Below are 16,691 nucleotides of genomic sequence, written 5' to 3'. Positions count from 1 at the left end.
GATCTCCCGCCGCTGCGGGGGGATTGTCAATCGAATTCCCAGGCGCGTTCGCCGTGGCTGGTGATGTCGAGGCCTTCGCGTTCGGCATCCTCGGACACGCGCATCGGGAAGACCAGCGAGGCCATCAGCGCCAGGATCACGGTCATGATCACTGACCAGATAATCGTCACGCCCACGCCGATAATTTGTGCTGCCGTCTGCGTCATCATGGTCATGCCGTCATCATACCCGACGCCGCCCAGGCTTTGGGACAGGAACAGGCCGAGCAGGACCGAGCCGAGCATTCCGCCCACGCCGTGAACGGCGAAGACGTCGAGCGAATCGTCGATCTCCAGCTTCTGCTTCACGAGCTGGATGGCGAAGAAGCAGACGACCGCGCCCATTGCGCCGAACAGGATCGCGGCGCCCGGCGAGATGTAGCCCGCGGCAGGCGTGACCGTTGCCAGACCGGCGATCGCACCGGTGGCGAAGCCCACGCCGGTGGGCTTGCCGACCACGATGCGTTCGACCAGCAGCCAGACCAGTGCCGCGGTCGCAGCCGCCACATGCGTGGCGATGATCGCGGCGGCGGCATCGTCGTTGGCGTGCAGGGCCGAGCCGCCGTTGAAACCGAACCAGCCCACCCAGAGCAGGCCCGCGCCGGCCATCGTCAGCGCCGGGCTGTGGGGCAGCATCAGGGTTTGTGGAAAGCCCTTGCGCTTGCCCAGCATCACCGCGACGACCAGGGCGGAAACGCCTGCCGTGGTGTGAATGACGATGCCGCCCGCCCAGTCGAGCGTGCCGACGCTGGTGGACAGCCAGCCGCCGCCCCAGATCCAGTGCGTCACGGGGGCATAGACGACCAGGCTCCACAGCGCCGAGAACGCGACGACCCAGCCGAACCGTGCGCGGTCCACCCAGGCGCCGACCATGAGCGCGGGGGTGATCGCCGCGAACGTCATCTGGAACAGCGCGAAGGCGCTTTCGGGAACGGACGTGCTTTCGCGCACGTTGCCCAGCGTAATCAGCATCCAGGCATTGCCGCTGCCCAGCCAGCCGTTGGTGACGTCGCCGAAGCTTACGGTATATCCTACCACGATCCACAGGACCGATGCCACGGCGGCGACTGCGCCGCACTGGATCAGTACCGAGAGAAAGTTCTTCGTGCGCACCAGCCCGCCGTAGAACAGCGAAAGGCCCGGCATGGCCATCAGCATGACGAACGCGGAACTGGCGAGCAGCCAGGCCGTGTCGCCGCTGTTGGTCACGTCGATCCGGCCATCCTGTGCAAAGGCTGTGCCCGGCAAGAGAGCCCCCGGTAATAGGGCCAATGCCGCGGCAAGTGGCAGCAAGCGCTGCTTGTTCATTTTCCGTGTTCCCCTCTCAGGCCGCGCTCTGCGCTGGCGCTGGTTCCTCCTGCAGTGGCCTTAGAGCAGGAGAAGGACGGGAGACAAGCGAAGACAGGCACTTGCGCATCCGTTGCCGAAGCGGCGGGAGAAGCCGTCAGGACATGTCGGGCAGGACCATGTCGGGCGGGCGGTGTCCGTCGACCCAGAAACGGATATTGGCAATGACCCGTTCGCCCGCCGCGCCGCGCCCTTCATACGTGGCGCTGCCCAGATGGGGCATGGCGACAAGGCCGGGCAGTTCCAGCAGCCGCGGATCGATCTGCGGCTCGCGCGCGAATACGTCGAGCCCCGCCCCGGCGATCCGCCCTTCGGCAAGGGCCGCGATCAGGGCTTCCTCGTCGATCAGCTGGCCGCGCGCGGTGTTCACGATGCAGGCGGTCGGCTTCATCAGCGACAGGCGGCGGGCATCGAACAGGTTCGTGGTCCCCGGACCGGCCGGGCAGTGCAGGGTGAGGATATCCGCCTCGGCCGTCAGCCGGTCGAGATCGGGCTCGTAACGGGCGGAAAACATGTTCTCCAGCGCCGCGGGCTGGCGGTGGCGGTTGTGGTAGCGGATATCCATGCCGAAGGCTCTGGCGCGGTGGGCGACGGCCTGGCCGATGCGCCCCATGCCGACGATGCCCAGCGTCCTGCCCATCAGCGAATGGCCGAGCATCGCCGAGGGCGCCCAGCCGGCCCAATGGCCTTCGCGAAGCACTTTTTCGTTTTCGCTGAACCGGCGCGAGACGAGGATGATGAGCGCCAGCGTCAGGTCGGCAGTATCATCGGTGAAAACGCCGGGGGTATTGGTGACGACGATCTTGCGCGCTCGGGCGGCGCCAACGTCGATATGTTCCGTGCCTGCGCCGAAGCTGGCGATCAGGCCGAGCCGGTCTCCCGCCTGGGCGATGAGTTCGGCGTCGATCGAGTCGGTGACGGTCGGCACCAGGACATCGCAGTCGCGCATGGCCGCCGCGAGTGCATCGCGCGTCATCGGCGCGTCGGATTCGTTGAGCGTCACGTCGAACAGTTCGGTCATGCGCGCTTCGACTTCGGGCAGAAGCCTGCGGGTGACGATCACGCGCGGACGGTGCGGGCGGATCGGTGCGGAAGGGGCGCTTGCCGTTGCGGTCATGACATACCGGCTATGCCTTCCACAGGGTCCCGGTCAAGGAGCCTTGAAGCGTTGCTCTGCTGCGCGGTATGGAAAGGCCCATGAAGCGCTTGTCTCCGATGCTGCCTTTGTTCGCCCTCTGCGCGCTTTTGCCCTGTGCGGTTCCCGCGCCTGCGCGCGCCGCCGATGACGACAAGGTGCCCTACTGGGCCTCGATCGATGCCGACAAGGCCTACATGCGCGTGGGACCGGGCGACTCGTACAAGATCGAGTGGGTCTATCGCCGGGTGCACCTGCCGGTGAAGATCATCCGCCGCGAAGGGCCCTGGCGTCAGGTCGAGGATCCTGACGGCGACAAGGGCTGGATGCGCGACCTTCTACTCTCCCGCCAGCGCGCCGCCATCGTGAAAGGCGAGGGGCTGGCGGAAATGCACGGCGACGGCAGCGACTCGTCGCCGGTGCTCTGGCGGGTTGAGCCCGGCGTGGTTGGTCTGCTTGGCGAGTGCAAGCAGGGCTGGTGCGCTTTCGACAGCGACGGCCACAAGGGCTTCCTGCGCGAGGACGCGCTGTGGGGGACGGGGGAGCCTTAAGGAGGCCACAACCCGTCTGCGCTTCCGGAGCCGTGAGGTCCGGCACGATTGCCGCAAAACGCAAACGAAAACCCCCGCCGGTGAGGGCGGGGGCTGGTTCATTCAGCTACAGGGCTGGCTGATCACGCCAGCTCGACCGCCACGGCTGTCGCTTCGCCGCCGCCGATGCAGAGCGAGGCGACGCCCTTCTTCAGGCCCTTGTCCTTGAGCGAATTGATCAGCGTGACGATGATGCGGGTGCCCGAAGCGCCGATCGGGTGGCCGAGCGCGGTGGCGCCGCCGTGGATGTTGACCTTGTCATGCGGGAGGCCGAGGTCCTTCATCGCGAACATCGCGACGCAGGCGAAGGCCTCGTTCACTTCGAACAGGTCGACGTCGGAGAGCGACCAGCCCGTCTTTTCCATCAGCTTGGAGATCGCGCCGACCGGAGCGGTGGTGAACAGGGCCGGTTCGTGCGCATGGGCTGCAACGCCGATGATCGTCGCGACCGGCGTCAGGCCCTTGGCATCGGCCACGCTCTTGCGGGTGAGCACAAGGGCGGCGGCGCCGTCCGAGATCGAGCTGGAGCTTGCGGCCGTGATCGTGCCGTCCTTGGCGAACGCGGGCTTGAGCGAGCGGATCTTGTCCGGATTGCCCTTGCCCGGCTGTTCGTCGGTATCGACGATCACGTCGCCCTTGCGGGTCTTCACCGTGACGGGAACGACTTCGCCCTTGAAGGCGCCGGTTTCGATCGCCTCGACCGCGCGGCGCAGCGACTCGATCGAGAATTCGTCCTGGTCTTCGCGGGTCAGCTGGTATTCGTCCGCCGTCTTCTGCGCGAACGAGCCCATGGCGCCGCCTTCATAGGCGTCTTCCAGGCCGTCGAGGAACATGTGATCGTAAAGCGTGTCGTGACCGGCGCGGGCGCCGCTGCGATGCTTTTTCGAAAGGTACGGCGCATTGGTCATCGATTCCATGCCGCCGGTGACAATCAGGTCGAGCGAGCCGGCCGCGAGCGCTTCTGCGCCCATGATGACCGTCTGCATACCTGAGCCGCAGACCTTGTTGACGGTGGTCGCCTGCACCGACTTGGGCAGGCCGGCCTTGAGCGCGGCCTGGCGGGCAGGGGCCTGGCCGAGACCGGCAGGCAGCACGCAGCCCATGTAGATGCGTTCGATATCCTCGCCGGCGACTCCGGCGCGTTCTACCGCGGCCTTTACGGCCGTCGCGCCGAGGTCGGTCGCTTCGGCGCCGGCGAGGGCGCCTTGCAGGCCGCCCATGGGCGTGCGGGCATAGGAAAGAATGACAATCGGGTCGGAAGCCGAAATCTGGGCCATGTGCTTGCCTCTCATGTTTACGGTGTCAGGCAGTTGATAATCGGTAATGTTGCGTTGCACCAAATGCAACACGTCAAAAGGTAGTGTCGCTGCAGTGTATTGTTCCTGAGCCGGGATCCCTCGCGACCGGAACGAAGCTCGTTATTGCTGCTGCCTTGATTTGCGTGCGGGGCGGAATTTGGGAAAATGTCCCGGCTCAATGTGGGGGCGCGAGGCGGGAAATTCCAGACCGACTCGTGGTGGCGCAGGCGCGTGGAAATCTTCCCCCCGATGGGCTGGCGACGGGCCCCGCGAGGCCGGAAATACGCTTGCCGCGGCGTGATCTTGTTGCATTGCAATGCATAAGCGCGGATTAATCCGCCCGGACACCTTGCGATGCTGATAGGCCTGTCCTAAGAGCGCGCCCAACGACCGGACGTGCTCCGCATGGGACGAGTCCGGCAGTCGCATTCCGGTATGAGGCCAGAACCATTGACTGATCTGTCACAATACCTGCCGATCCTGATATTCCTGGTGATTGCGCTGGCGCTTTCGGGGGTGATCGTTTTCCTGCCGATGGGCGTTGCCCGCCTGACCGGAACGCATCAGCCGAATACCGACAAGAACAGCGAATACGAATGCGGCTTTCCCGCGTTCGAGGATCCGCGCAGCCAGTTTGACGTCCGCTTCTATCTCGTGGCGATCCTGTTCATCGTCTTCGATCTTGAAGCCGCGTTCCTGTTCCCCTGGGCCGTCTCGCTCAAGCTGACCGGCTGGGCCGGCTGGACGACGATGATGGTGTTCCTGGGCGAACTGGCCATTGGCCTTGCCTATGCATGGAAGAAGGGAGCTCTGGACTGGGAATGAGCACGCTTGTGAATTCTGCCGGACAGCCGCTCTCCCAGGGCGGCCCCCACTCCGGTTCAGTTACGCCCCCCGACCAGTCGTTCTTCAACGACCTCAATCAGGAAGTTTCCGACAAGGGCTTCCTCGTCACATCCACCGAGGAGCTGTTCCAGTGGGCCCGCACCGGCTCGCTGTGGTGGATGACTTTCGGCCTGGCCTGCTGCGCGGTCGAGATGATCCACGTGAACATGCCGCGTTACGACATGGAGCGCTTCGGCGTTGCCCCGCGCGCTTCCCCGCGTCAGTCGGACGTGATGATTGTGGCCGGCACGCTGTGCAACAAGATGGCCCCGGCGCTGCGCAAGGTCTATGACCAGATGTCGGAGCCGAAGTACGTCATCTCGATGGGCTCGTGCGCCAATGGCGGTGGTTACTACCACTACAGCTATTCTGTCGTGCGTGGCTGCGATCGTATCGTTCCGGTCGACATCTACGTGCCCGGCTGCCCGCCGACTGCCGAAGCGCTGCTTTACGGCGTGATGCAGCTTCAGCGGAAGATTCGCCGCGTCGGCACGGTGGAAAGGTAAGACCAGATGGCTGTTCTGCATTCCGCCCCCAAGTTCGCTTCGAATGAAGGCGTGATCGACACGCTTTCGGCCGCACTCGGCTCGATGCTGGTCGCCTCTAAGGAAGAGCATGGCGAAGTCGTGCTCACCATCGCGCGCGACCAGATCGAGGACGCGCTGCGCCTGCTGCGCGACGAGCATGAGTACCAGTCGCTGATGGAAATGGCGGGGGTCGATTACCCCTCGCGTCCCGAGCGCTTCGAAGTCGTGTACATGCTGCTCTCGTACACCAAGAACCATCGCCTGCTGGTGAAGGTCTCCGCGGCCGAGAACACCCCGGTGCCGACCGTAACCACGCTGTGGCCCAACGCGGGCTGGCTGGAGCGCGAAGTGTTCGACATGTACGGCGTGATCTTCGCCGGCAACCCGGACCTGCGCCGCATCCTCACCGACTACGGCTTCGAGGGCCATCCGTTCCGCAAGGACTTCCCGCTCACCGGCTATCAGGAACTGCGCTATTCCGAAGAGGACAAGCGCGTCGTCTACGAGCCGGTCAAGCTTGCGCAGGATCTGCGTCAGTTCGACTTCATGAGCCCCTGGGAAGGCGCGGAATACGTGCTGCCCGGCGACGAGAAGGCCGAGGGAGACAAGGTATGAGCATGCAGCTCGAACAGTCGCCCACCACCGCGGGTGACGTAGTCGACAACTATACGATCAACTTCGGGCCCCAGCACCCGGCCGCACACGGCGTGCTGCGCATGGTCATGGAGCTGGACGGCGAAGTGATCGAACGCATCGATCCGCACGTCGGCCTGCTGCATCGCGGCACCGAGAAGCTGATCGAGCACAAGACCTACCTTCAGGCGCTGCCGTACTTCGACCGCCTGGACTACTGCTCGCCGCTGGGCATGGAGCACTCCTACGTGCTGGCGGTCGAAAAGCTGCTCAACGTCGAAGTGCCGCTGCGCGCCCAGTACCTGCGCGTGCTCTTCGCCGAGCTGACCCGCATCTGCAACCACATGCTCAACATGGGCTCGCACGTCATGGACGTGGGTGCCATGACGCCGAACCTGTGGCTGTTCGAAATCCGCGAGGACTGCCTCAACTTCTTCGAGCGCGCTTCGGGCGCCCGTATGCACTCGGCCTGGTTCCGTCCCGGCGGCGTGCATCAGGACGTGCCGCTCAAGCTGCTTGCCGACATTGGCGAATGGCTCGACACGCGCCTGCCGCGCCTGTTCGAGGACGCGATGAGCCTCGTCGTCGACAACCGCATCTTCAAACAGCGCAATGTCGACATCGCGCTGGTTTCGAAGGAAGACGCGATTGCCTGGGGCTTCTCCGGCCCGATGATCCGCGCTGCGGGCATCCCCTGGGATATCCGCAAGCAGCAGCCCTACGACGTCTATGACCGCATGGACTTCGAGATCCCGGTCGGTACGAACTCGGACTGCTACGACCGTTTCATGGTCCGCGTCGAGGAAGTGCGTCAGTCCGCGAAGATCATGAAGCAGTGCCTGGCCGAGATTCCCGAAGGCCCGATCTGCTCGGACGATCGCAAGGTTTCCCCGCCCAAGCGCGGTGAGATGAAGAGCTCGATGGAATCGCTGATCCATCACTTCAAGCTCTACACCGAAGGCTTCCACGTTCCGGCGGGCGAAGTCTACGTGGCCACCGAAAGCCCCAAGGGTGAATTCGGCGTCTATCTGGTCTCGGACGGCTCCAACAAGCCTTACCGCTGCAAGATCCGCCCGACCGCGTTCTCGCACCTGCAGGCGATGGACTTCATGTCCAAGGGCCACATGCTGCCGGACGCGACCGCCATTCTGGGCGCCATCGACGTGGTGTTCGGGGAGTGCGACCGGTGAGCAAGCTTGCCATCGCTGAGGCCATGATCGGCGCCTACAACGCGCAGGATGCCGATCTGTACGTCTCGTACATGACCGATGAGGCCTGCGAGGCGAACTATCGCGGCGCGGTTGTGCGTGAAGGCAAGGAAGGCACGCGTTCGGGCCTTGCGGCGGCTTTCGCCAAGTGGCCGCAGAACAAGGCCGAGATCGTCTCGCGTGAAGTGACCGACAACTACGTCGTCTTCCGCGAGCACGTGACGCGTGGTCCGGCCAGCGATGGTTCGGACCTCGTCGAACCGTTCGACGTTCTCGCCGTCTACAGCTTCGAAGGCGACAAGTGCAGCCGGGTGGAGTTCATCCGGTGAGGTTCACGACGGTCGAAATGATCCGCGTCTGGGCGGCCATGACCGGGGTGTTCCTCGTCGCGCTCTATTTCGGAGTGCTTTCTACCGGATCGCAGCCTTCGCCGACGATCGCGATGCTCGCGACGGCGATTGGTGGATTTGAGATTTTCTTTTTCGGCCAGGATCAATGGCTGAAGCGCAGGGGTAAGCATGGCTGACCGCTATATCGAACCTGATACGCCCGAACTGCGGGCGCGTTGGGGCAATTTTGCCTGGACTGAAGCAAACGCCGCGAAGGCGAAAGAGATCGTCGCCCGCTATCCGGAAGGGCGCCAGCGCTCGGCCGTGATGCCGCTGCTCGATCTCGCCCAGCGCCAGGTTGGTGCGGAAGAGAACACGCAAGGGTGGCTGCCGATCCCGGTGATGGAATATGTCGCGGCCTACCTCGACATGCCGATCATCCGCGTGGTCGAGGTCGCGACGTTCTACACGATGTACAACATCGCTCCGATCGGCCGCTTTCACGTGCAGGTCTGCGGCACCACGCCGTGTATGCTGCGCGGGTCTGACGACATCATCGCCGCCTGCAAGAAGCGCGGGATGAAGGCGGGGCACATCACCGGGGACGGCATGTGGTCGTTCACCGAAGTCGAGTGCATGGGCAACTGCGCCTCGGCTCCGATGGTGCAGATCAACGACGACAACTACGAGGATCTGACGCCCGAGCGTCTCGATGTCGTGCTCGACGCGCTGGCCAAGGGCGAGACGCCCAAGGCCGGAACGCAGGAGCCGGGCCGCCACACGGTGGAGCCGGTGGGCGAGCCGACCAACCTCGCAGCGATGATTACCGAAAATCACGACTATCGAGGGGAGTGGTAAGCCATGGCTCTCCAGGACAAGGACCGCATCTTCACCAACGTCTACGGCTATCAGCCGTGGAACCTGAAGGAAGCGCAGGCGCGCGGCGCCTGGGACGGCACCAAGGACATCATCGCCAAGGGCCGCGAAGCGATCATCGAGGAAATGAAGGCCTCGGGTCTGCGCGGACGCGGCGGTGCAGGCTTCCCGACCGGCATGAAGTGGTCCTTCATGCCCAAGCAGCCGCCGGTCGATCAGAACGGCAATCCCAAGCCCAGCTTCCTCGTCATCAATGCCGACGAATCCGAGCCGGGTTCGTGCAAGGACCGCGAGATCATCCGCCACGATCCGCACCTGCTGCTGGAAGGCGCGCTGGTTGCCGGTTTCGCGATGGGTGCGCGTGCGGCCTACATCTACATTCGCGGTGAATATATCCGCGAGGCGGAGACGCTCTTCGCTGCGCGCGATGAAGCCTATGCGGCGGGCCTGCTGGGCAAGAACGCGGCCGGTTCGGGCTACGATTTCGACGTCTTCATCCACCGCGGCGCCGGTGCTTACATCTGCGGCGAAGAAACCGCGATGATCGAAAGCCTCGAAGGCAAGAAGGGCCAGCCTCGCCTCAAGCCGCCGTTTCCGGCCGGCGCGGGCCTCTATGGCTGTCCGACCACGGTCAACAACGTCGAATCCATCGCGGTTGCGCCCACCATCATGCGGCGCGGCGCGAGCTGGTTCTCCAGCTTCGGGCGTGACAACAACAAGGGCACCAAGCTCTTCCAGATTTCGGGCCATGTGAACCGTCCGTGCGTCGTCGAAGAGGAAATGAGCATTCCCTTCAGCGAGCTGATCGAGAAGCACTGCGGCGGCATCCGCGGCGGGCGCGACAACCTGCTGGCCGTGATCCCGGGCGGGTCCTCGGTTCCGCTGGTCCCGGCCGACCAGATCTGGGACGCGCCGATGGATTTCGACGGTCTGCGCGCGCTCGGCTCGGGCCTCGGCACCGCCGCCGTGATCGTGATGGACAAGTCCACCGACATCGTGCGCGCCATTGCCCGCCTCTCGCACTTCTACAAGCACGAGAGCTGCGGCCAGTGCACGCCCTGCCGCGAAGGCACGGGCTGGATGTGGCGCGTGATGGAACGCCTGCGCACCGGCGATGCAGCGGTCGAGGAAATCGACATGCTGTTCCAGGTGACCAAGCAGGTCGAAGGCCACACTATCTGCGCTCTGGGCGATGCGGCCGCATGGCCGATCCAGGGCCTGATCCGCCACTTCCGCCCCGAGCTGGAGCGCCGGATTGCTGAGGCTGGCAACGTTGCGGAGGCCGCTGAGTAATGCCTAAAGTTACCGTAGACGGCGTAGAACTCGAAGTTCCGGCAGGCGCGACTGTCCTGCAGGCCTGCGAGCTGGCCGGTAAGGAAATCCCGCGCTTCTGCTATCATGAGCGCCTGTCCATCGCCGGCAACTGCCGCATGTGTCTGGTCGAGGTGAAGCCCGGACCGCCCAAGCCGCAGGCGTCGTGTGCGCTCCCGGCCGCCGAAGGTCAGGAAATCCGCACCGACAGCGAGATGGTCAAGAAGGCGCGGGAAGGGGTGATGGAGTTCCTCCTCATCAACCACCCGCTCGACTGCCCGATCTGCGACCAGGGCGGCGAGTGCGACCTGCAGGACCAGTCGGTGGCCTATGGCCGCGGCGGCTCGCGCTATCACGAGCACAAGCGCGCCGTGACCGAGAAGTACATGGGCCCGCTCATCAAGACCATGATGACGCGCTGCATCCACTGCACCCGCTGCGTGCGCTTCTCCGAAGAGATCGCGGGCGTGGACGAGATCGGCGCGCTCTATCGCGGCGAAAGCACCCAGATTTCGACGTATCTGGAGCAGGCCGCCAAGCATGAGATGTCGGCCAATGTGATCGACCTCTGCCCGGTCGGCGCGCTGACCTCGCGGCCCTATGCCTTCGAGGCGCGGCCGTGGGAGCTCAAGAAGACGCTCGGCATCGACGTGTCGGACGCCGTCGGCGCCAATATCCGCATCGACAGCCGGGGCCGCGAAGTCCTGCGCATTCTCCCGCGCGTCAATGACGACGTGAACGAGGAGTGGATCAGCGACAAGGCGCGCTACATGGTCGACGGCCTTGTGAAGCGCCGCCTCGACAAGCCGTATCTGCGCCGCGACGGTAAGCTGGTTGCCGTAAGCTGGAACGAGGCGTTCCAGGCCATTGCCACGCTGAACCCGGGCAATTCGATTGCCGCGGTTGCCGGTGACATGCTCGATTGCGAGACCATGTTCGCCGCGAAGAAGCTGGTTGGCGCCCTCGGCTCCAGCCTGCTCGAAGGCCGCCAGACCGGCATGGACTACGACACGTCCAGCCTTGCGGCAGTGAACTTCAACACGACGTTCTCGGGCCTTGAGACTGCCGATGCGATCCTGATCGTCGGCAGCCACGTGCGCTGGGAAGCGCCGTTGGTGAACACCCGCCTGCGCAAGGCGGTGAAGCGCGGCGCCAAGGTCTTCCTGATCGGCCCCGAGTGGGAAACCACGTTCGGCGGCGAATTCCTTGGCGAGGACCTGTCGGTTATCAGCAACCTGCCGAACCACGTCTGGGAAACGATCCGCGACGCCAAGCGTCCGGCGATCATTCTCGGCGGTGCGGCGCTCGGCCGGGGCGGCCTCGAAGCCGCGCTGTCGGTCGGCGAGCAGATCGGCGTGGTGCGCGAACTCGAAGACGGCACCACGTGGAACGGCTTCAACGTGCTGCACATGGCAGCGGCCCGCATGGGCGGCCTGATGCTCGGCTACGCTCAGAAGGGCGGCCTTGCCGATATCGTCGCGGCCAAGCCCAAGGTGCTGCTCTCGCTCGGCGCGGACGAGGTGGATTACACCAAGTTCGCCGACTCGATGATCGTCTACATCGGCCATCACGGCGACAAGGGCGCCCATGCCGCTGACGTGATCCTGCCGGCTGCGGCCTATACCGAGAAGGCCGGCACTTACGTCAACACCGAAGGGCGCGTGCAGTGGGCCGACAAGGCCGTGTTCGCACCCGGCGATGCCCGTGAGGACTGGTCGATCCTGCGCGCTCTGGCCGACGCTTTCGGCGTCGGGCTGGGTTTCGACAGCTTCGAGGAATTGCGAAACGCAATGATTGCTGAAGTTCCTGCACTTGGCATCGAAGGACTGGCGGACTACGGGAGCGTCCTGCCTGCCGGCGGCGGCTCTGCCTCCGGCCTGATCGCTTACCCGGTCAAGGACTTCTACATGACCAACCCCATCGCCCGCGCCAGCGCGACCATGCAGCAATGTTCGGCTGAACTGCTGCACGGCGAGGAGATCGCGGAGGCCGCGGAATGACCGCTTTTTTCCAAACCCTTGGCATGACCTATGAGTGGGCGTGGTTCGTCTCGACGATCTGCGGAATCCTGCTGATTGCCCTGCCGCTGATGGTCTCGGTGGCGATGATCATCTATGCCGACCGCAAGATCTGGGCCGCCATGGCCCTGCGCCGCGGCCCCAACGTCGTCGGCCCCTGGGGACTGCTGCAGTCCTTCGCGGACGGTCTCAAGGTCTTCCTGCAGGAAACCATCGTCCCTTCGGCGGCCAACAAGGGCATCTTTCTGATCGCGCCGGTGGTGACGTTCACGATCGCGCTGATGGCCTGGGCCGTGATCCCGTTCAATTCGGGCGCGATCCTGGCGGACATCAACGTCGGCCTGCTCTATGTGCTCGCGATCTCGTCGCTGGGTGTTTACGGTACGATCATGGCGGGCTGGGCTTCGAACTCGAAGTACCCGTTCTTCTCGGCGATGCGCGCCTCGGCGCAGATGATCTCCTATGAAGTCTCGATCGGCTTCATCCTGATCTGCGTTGTCCTGTGGGCCGGCACGTTCAACCTGAACGACATCGTCAAGGCGCAGGACGGCCACGTTCTCGGCCTGTTCAACGGCTTCGGGTTCAATCCGCTGCTGTTCCCGATGGCGGTGATGTTCCTGATCTCGGGCATGGCCGAGACGCAGCGCGCCCCGTTCGACCTGACCGAGGCGGAATCGGAACTCGTCGCCGGGTATCAGACCGAATACTCGTCGATGGCTTTCGCCGCCTACTGGCTCGGCGAATATGCCAACGTGCTGCTGATGTGTGCGCTCAACGCGACCCTGTTCTGGGGTGGCTGGCTGCCGCCGCTCGACATCCCCGTTCTGTACCTCGTGCCGGGCATCGTATGGTTCCTGCTCAAGGTGCTGTTCTTCTTCTTCGTGTTCAGCTGGGTGAAGGCGACCGTGCCCCGGTATCGCTATGACCAGCTGATGCGCCTGGGCTGGAAGGTCTTCCTCCCCACCTCGCTGCTGTTCGTTGTTCTCGTCAGCGGCTACCTCATGGCTACCGGACACTTCGCATGACCGCCGCTCAACTGATCAAGAGCTTCACGCTCTGGGAGTTTGTGAAGGCGCATTGGCTGACCTTGAAGTATTTCTTCAAGCCCAAGGCGACGATCAACTACCCGTTCGAGAAGAACCCGCTTTCGCCCCGTTTCCGCGGCGAGCACGCCCTGCGCCGTTATCCCAACGGCGAGGAACGCTGCATCGCCTGCAAGCTGTGCGAGGCGATCTGCCCGGCGCAGGCGATCACGATCGAGGCAGCGCCGCGTGAAGACGGTTCGCGCCGCACCACGCGCTACGATATCGACATGACGAAATGCATCTACTGCGGCTTCTGCCAGGAAGCCTGCCCGGTCGATGCGATCGTCGAAGGGCCGAACTTCGAATACGCGACCGAAACGCGCGAAGAGCTGCTCTATGACAAGGCTAAGCTATTGGCGAACGGGGACAAGTGGGAGCGTGCGATTGCCGCGAACCTTGAAGCCGATGCGCCATATCGCTAGGAGGCGCGCGGGCTCATGATTCACGTTATCGCCTTCTATCTCTTCGCCGTGATGACCATCGCGTCGGGCGCGATCACCATCCTGTCGCGCAACCCGGTGCACTCGGTGCTGTGGCTGATCCTGGCGTTCTTCAACGCCGCCGGCCTGATGATCCTGGTGGGTGCCGAATTCATCGCGATGCTCTTGGTCATCGTCTATGTCGGCGCGGTCGCGGTGCTGTTCCTGTTCGTCGTCATGATGCTGAACATCGATTTCGCCGAACTGCGGGCCGGGTTCGTCAAGAACTTCCCGTTCGGGATGCTGGTGGCCGTGGTGCTGCTGGCCGAAATGGTTCTCGGCATCGGCGCCTACAAGGCCGGCGCACTCCAGCTCGGCACGCCCGACGGCATGGCCGCTCAGCCTGCCGGGACCAGCAATATCGAGGCCATCGGTGCGCTGCTCTATGGCCGCTATCTGTTCCTTTTCGAGGCTGCGGGCGTGATCCTGCTCGTCGCCATGATCGGTGCCATCGTCCTGACTCACCGCCAGCGTGGCGACACGCGCGGCCAGAAGATCAGCAAGCAGATCGCGCGCCGTCCCGAAGAGGCGACCGTCAACGTCAAGCCGGAAGTCGGCAAGGGGGTATCGCTGTGATCGGCGTCGAACACTATGTCGTGGTGAGCTCGATCCTCTTCGTGCTCGGCGTCCTCGGCATTTTCCTCAACCGCAAGAATGTGATCGTGATCCTGATGGCGATCGAACTCATCCTGCTTGCGGTGAACATCAACCTCGTCGCTTTCAGCGCCTTCCTGCACGACCTGACCGGACAGATCTTCGCGATGTTCGTGCTGACGGTGGCAGCCGGCGAGGCGGCAGTGGGGCTTGCAATCCTCGTGATCTACTTCCGTGGCCGCGGCACCATTGCCGTAGACGACGTCAACCGGATGAAGGGATAAGGCGTTGAACCAGATCCTGATCATCGTCTTCCTGCCGATGCTGGCAGCGATCATTGCCGGGCTTGGCAACAAGCAGCTCGGCAATGTGGCAGCCAAGTCGATTACGACCGGCGCGCTGTTCATCGCCTGCGGCCTATCCTGGCCGATCTTCATCCAGTTCCTGAACGGCAGCGCCGAAGCGACTGTGGTTCCGGTGCTGAAGTGGGTCGCCTCGGGCGCGCTGACGTTCGACTGGGCGCTGCGCGTCGATACGCTGACTGCGGTCATGCTCGTCGTCGTCACCTCGGTTTCGGCGCTCGTGCACCTCTATTCGTGGGGCTACATGGACGAGGAGCCGGATCAGCCGCGCTTCTTCGCCTACCTCTCGCTGTTCACTTTCGCCATGCTCATGCTGGTGACGGCGGACAACCTGGTGCAGATGTTCTTCGGTTGGGAAGGCGTCGGCCTCGCCTCGTACCTCCTGATCGGCTTCTGGTTCCGCAAGCCTTCGGCGAGCGCCGCCGCGATCAAGGCCTTCGTGGTCAACCGTGTGGGTGACTTGGGCTTCATGCTCGGCATCTTCGGCACTTTCCTGGTGTTCGGCACGGTCTCGATCCCCGCGATCCTTGCCGAAGCGCCGGGCATGGCGGGCTCGACCATCGGCTTCCTCGGCTATCGTTTCGACACCATGACGGTGCTCTGCCTGCTGCTGTTCGTCGGCGCCATGGGCAAGTCGGCGCAGCTCGGCCTGCACACCTGGCTGCCGGACGCGATGGAAGGCCCGACCCCGGTTTCGGCGCTGATCCACGCCGCGACCATGGTTACCGCCGGCGTCTTCATGGTCTGCCGTCTCTCGCCGATGTTTGAAACCAGCCCGACGGCGATGACTTTCATCACCTTCATCGGTGCCGCCACTTGCTTCTTCGCCGCCACGATCGGCTGCACGCAGTGGGACATCAAGCGCGTGATCGCGTACTCGACCTGCTCGCAGCTCGGCTACATGTTCTTCGCGGCGGGTGTGGGCGCCTTCGGCTCGGCCATGTTCCACCTGTTCACGCACGCCTTCTTCAAGGCGCTGCTGTTCCTCTGCGCCGGCTCTGTGATCCACGCGATGCACCACGAGCAGGACATGCGCTTCTACGGCGGCCTGTGGAAGAAGATCCCCGTGACCTTCTGGGCGATGACCGCGGGTACGCTGGCCATCACCGGCGTGGGCATGTTCGGCGTCGGCTTCGCGGGCTTCCACTCGAAGGACTCGATCCTTGAGGCGGCTTATGCCAGCGGCACTTCGATGGGCAGCTTCGCGTTCTGGATGGGCATCTTCGCTGCGCTGATGACCAGCTTCTACTCCTGGCGCCTGGTGTTCCTGACCTTCTTCGGCAAGCCGCGCTGGGCGGAATCCGAGCACATCCAGCACGCGGTGCACCATCACCACGAGCATCTCTCGGACGAAGACGGCGATGCCGATCATGCGCACGGGGACCACGGTCATGCCGCCCATGGCGACGGCACGGCGGGCTACCACCCGCACGAGAGCCCGTGGGTCATGCTGCTGCCGCTGGTGATCCTCTCGGTCGGTGCGGTCTTCGCAGGCTTCGTGTTCCAGCACGCGTTCGTGTCGGAAGGCACCGGCGAATTCTGGAAGGGCGCCCTGGTGTTCCACGAGCACCTGATCCACGCGATGCACGGCATTCCCGAGCTGATGAAGTGGATGCCCTTCATCGTGATGTCGCTGGGCCTGCTGATCGCTTGGTACGGCTACATCAAGAACACCAGCTTCCCGGCGGCTGTCGCGAAGCAACTGGGGCCGGTCTACACCTTCGTGTACCGCAAGTGGATGTTCGACGAACTCTATCACTACATGTTCGTCGTCCCCGCTTTCTGGATCGGCAAGGTGTTCTGGAAGGTTCTCGATATCGGCGTCATCGACCGCTTTGGTCCGGACGGCGCTGCCTGGGCTGTGGCCAAGGGTTCGACTTACGCGCAGAGGGTCCAGTCGGGCTATCTGTACAGCTATGCTCTTATCATGCTGCTGGGCCTTGTCGGCGCCATCAGCTGGGTGATCGCGGGATAAG

17 protein-coding genes and 1 pseudogene are annotated in these 16,691 nt (G+C 64.0%); 15 read left to right on the top strand and 3 right to left on the bottom strand.

What is annotated here, in order from left to right:
* Positions 1-26 precede the first annotated feature (26 nt).
* The gene (locus NN5_RS00775) at positions 27-1,346 is read right to left on the bottom strand and encodes an ammonium transporter (protein WP_067732084.1); all 1,320 of its coding nucleotides are present in this window, start codon (positions 1,344-1,346) and stop codon (positions 27-29) included.
* A gap of 136 nt (positions 1,347-1,482) precedes the next feature.
* The gene (locus NN5_RS00770; RefSeq protein WP_067732082.1) at positions 1,483-2,502 is read right to left on the bottom strand and encodes a 2-hydroxyacid dehydrogenase; all 1,020 of its coding nucleotides are present in this window, start codon (positions 2,500-2,502) and stop codon (positions 1,483-1,485) included.
* Positions 2,503-2,582: 80 nt separating this feature from the next.
* Here NN5_RS00770 and NN5_RS00765 point away from each other — a divergent pair, with 80 nt between their 5' ends.
* On the top strand, positions 2,583-3,071 hold the full coding sequence (locus NN5_RS00765; RefSeq protein WP_067732080.1) for an SH3 domain-containing protein: 489 nt from the start codon (positions 2,583-2,585) through the stop codon (positions 3,069-3,071).
* Positions 3,072-3,193: 122 nt separating this feature from the next.
* Here the strand turns inward: NN5_RS00765 and NN5_RS00760 are convergent, their stop codons facing one another.
* A complete protein-coding gene (locus tag NN5_RS00760; RefSeq protein WP_067732078.1) occupies positions 3,194-4,387 on the bottom strand; it encodes an acetyl-CoA C-acyltransferase in 1,194 nt (397 codons plus the stop codon).
* A gap of 471 nt (positions 4,388-4,858) precedes the next feature.
* Here NN5_RS00760 and NN5_RS00755 point away from each other — a divergent pair, with 471 nt between their 5' ends.
* The 14 genes and pseudogenes from NN5_RS00755 to nuoL all read left to right on the top strand — a co-directional run bounded on the left by NN5_RS00755 (position 4,859) and on the right by nuoL (position 16,690).
* Positions 4,859-5,233: an NADH-quinone oxidoreductase subunit A gene (locus tag NN5_RS00755; protein WP_067732076.1), complete on the top strand. Its 375-nt coding sequence runs from the start codon at positions 4,859-4,861 to the stop codon at positions 5,231-5,233.
* Positions 5,230-5,799: a NuoB/complex I 20 kDa subunit family protein gene (locus NN5_RS00750; protein ID WP_067732074.1), complete on the top strand. Its 570-nt coding sequence runs from the start codon at positions 5,230-5,232 to the stop codon at positions 5,797-5,799. Before NN5_RS00755 ends, NN5_RS00750 begins: the two co-directional genes overlap by 4 nt.
* 6 nt (positions 5,800-5,805) lie before the next feature.
* Positions 5,806-6,417 (top strand): annotated as a pseudogene (locus NN5_RS00745) (NADH-quinone oxidoreductase subunit C); the annotation flags it as partial.
* A gap of 14 nt (positions 6,418-6,431) precedes the next feature.
* Entirely contained in the window at positions 6,432-7,643 is a 1,212-nt protein-coding gene (locus NN5_RS00740) for an NADH-quinone oxidoreductase subunit D (RefSeq protein ID WP_067732071.1), read from the top strand.
* Complete coding sequence (locus NN5_RS00735; protein ID WP_067732069.1) at positions 7,640-7,990, top strand: nuclear transport factor 2 family protein; 351 nt, start codon at positions 7,640-7,642, stop codon at positions 7,988-7,990. The genes NN5_RS00740 and NN5_RS00735 overlap by 4 nt, the downstream gene beginning before the upstream one ends.
* 17 nt (positions 7,991-8,007) lie before the next feature.
* Positions 8,008-8,187, top strand: a complete 180-nt coding sequence (locus tag NN5_RS00730) for a hypothetical protein (RefSeq protein ID WP_067732135.1) — start codon at positions 8,008-8,010, stop codon at positions 8,185-8,187.
* A complete protein-coding gene (locus NN5_RS00725; protein ID WP_067732067.1) occupies positions 8,180-8,848 on the top strand; it encodes a complex I 24 kDa subunit family protein in 669 nt (222 codons plus the stop codon). Before NN5_RS00730 ends, NN5_RS00725 begins: the two co-directional genes overlap by 8 nt.
* A 3-nt stretch (positions 8,849-8,851) precedes the next feature.
* Positions 8,852-10,159: an NADH-quinone oxidoreductase subunit NuoF gene (gene nuoF / locus NN5_RS00720; protein ID WP_067732065.1), complete on the top strand. Its 1,308-nt coding sequence runs from the start codon at positions 8,852-8,854 to the stop codon at positions 10,157-10,159.
* On the top strand, positions 10,159-12,177 hold the full coding sequence (nuoG, locus tag NN5_RS00715) for an NADH-quinone oxidoreductase subunit NuoG (protein ID WP_067732063.1): 2,019 nt from the start codon (positions 10,159-10,161) through the stop codon (positions 12,175-12,177). Before nuoF ends, nuoG begins: the two co-directional genes overlap by 1 nt.
* Positions 12,174-13,220, top strand: coding sequence for an NADH-quinone oxidoreductase subunit NuoH (gene nuoH / locus NN5_RS00710; RefSeq protein WP_067732062.1), 1,047 nt, complete (start codon positions 12,174-12,176; stop codon positions 13,218-13,220). The genes nuoG and nuoH overlap by 4 nt, the downstream gene beginning before the upstream one ends.
* On the top strand, positions 13,217-13,702 hold the full coding sequence (gene nuoI / locus NN5_RS00705; protein WP_067732060.1) for an NADH-quinone oxidoreductase subunit NuoI: 486 nt from the start codon (positions 13,217-13,219) through the stop codon (positions 13,700-13,702). The genes nuoH and nuoI overlap by 4 nt, the downstream gene beginning before the upstream one ends.
* A gap of 15 nt (positions 13,703-13,717) precedes the next feature.
* On the top strand, positions 13,718-14,335 hold the full coding sequence (locus NN5_RS00700) for an NADH-quinone oxidoreductase subunit J (RefSeq protein ID WP_067732058.1): 618 nt from the start codon (positions 13,718-13,720) through the stop codon (positions 14,333-14,335).
* Positions 14,332-14,637, top strand: coding sequence for an NADH-quinone oxidoreductase subunit NuoK (nuoK, locus tag NN5_RS00695; protein WP_067732056.1), 306 nt, complete (start codon positions 14,332-14,334; stop codon positions 14,635-14,637). The genes NN5_RS00700 and nuoK overlap by 4 nt, the downstream gene beginning before the upstream one ends.
* Before the next feature lie 4 nt (positions 14,638-14,641).
* Entirely contained in the window at positions 14,642-16,690 is a 2,049-nt protein-coding gene (gene nuoL, locus NN5_RS00690) for an NADH-quinone oxidoreductase subunit L (protein WP_067732054.1), read from the top strand.
* The last annotated feature ends 1 nt before the right edge of the window (position 16,691 follow it).

Origin of the sequence: Novosphingobium naphthalenivorans NBRC 102051 (assembly GCF_001590985.1) — a bacterium.
Lineage (GTDB): Bacteria > Pseudomonadota > Alphaproteobacteria > Sphingomonadales > Sphingomonadaceae > Novosphingobium > Novosphingobium naphthalenivorans.
Note: the sequence above shows the minus strand (reverse complement) of the source record. Positions and strands in the feature narration are given on the sequence as shown.

Bases quoted from the DNA above. Each gene is read 5' to 3' on its own strand.
- nuoF (WP_067732065.1), top strand. From the start codon at position 8,852: ATGGCTCTCCAGGACAAGGACCGCATCTTCACCAACGTCTACGGCTAT.
- NN5_RS00700 (WP_067732058.1), top strand. From the start codon at position 13,718: ATGATTCACGTTATCGCCTTCTATCTCTTCGCCGTGATGACCATCGCG.
- nuoG (WP_067732063.1), top strand. From the start codon at position 10,159: ATGCCTAAAGTTACCGTAGACGGCGTAGAACTCGAAGTTCCGGCAGGC.
- NN5_RS00765 (WP_067732080.1), top strand. From the start codon at position 2,583: ATGAAGCGCTTGTCTCCGATGCTGCCTTTGTTCGCCCTCTGCGCGCTT.
- NN5_RS00725 (WP_067732067.1), top strand. From the start codon at position 8,180: ATGGCTGACCGCTATATCGAACCTGATACGCCCGAACTGCGGGCGCGT.
- NN5_RS00730 (WP_067732135.1), top strand. From the start codon at position 8,008: ATGATCCGCGTCTGGGCGGCCATGACCGGGGTGTTCCTCGTCGCGCTC.
- nuoH (WP_067732062.1), top strand. From the start codon at position 12,174: ATGACCGCTTTTTTCCAAACCCTTGGCATGACCTATGAGTGGGCGTGG.
- NN5_RS00775 (WP_067732084.1), bottom strand. From the start codon at position 1,346: ATGAACAAGCAGCGCTTGCTGCCACTTGCCGCGGCATTGGCCCTATTA.
- NN5_RS00770 (WP_067732082.1), bottom strand. From the start codon at position 2,502: ATGACCGCAACGGCAAGCGCCCCTTCCGCACCGATCCGCCCGCACCGT.
- nuoI (WP_067732060.1), top strand. From the start codon at position 13,217: ATGACCGCCGCTCAACTGATCAAGAGCTTCACGCTCTGGGAGTTTGTG.
- NN5_RS00750 (WP_067732074.1), top strand. From the start codon at position 5,230: ATGAGCACGCTTGTGAATTCTGCCGGACAGCCGCTCTCCCAGGGCGGC.
- NN5_RS00740 (WP_067732071.1), top strand. From the start codon at position 6,432: ATGAGCATGCAGCTCGAACAGTCGCCCACCACCGCGGGTGACGTAGTC.
- NN5_RS00760 (WP_067732078.1), bottom strand. From the start codon at position 4,387: ATGGCCCAGATTTCGGCTTCCGACCCGATTGTCATTCTTTCCTATGCC.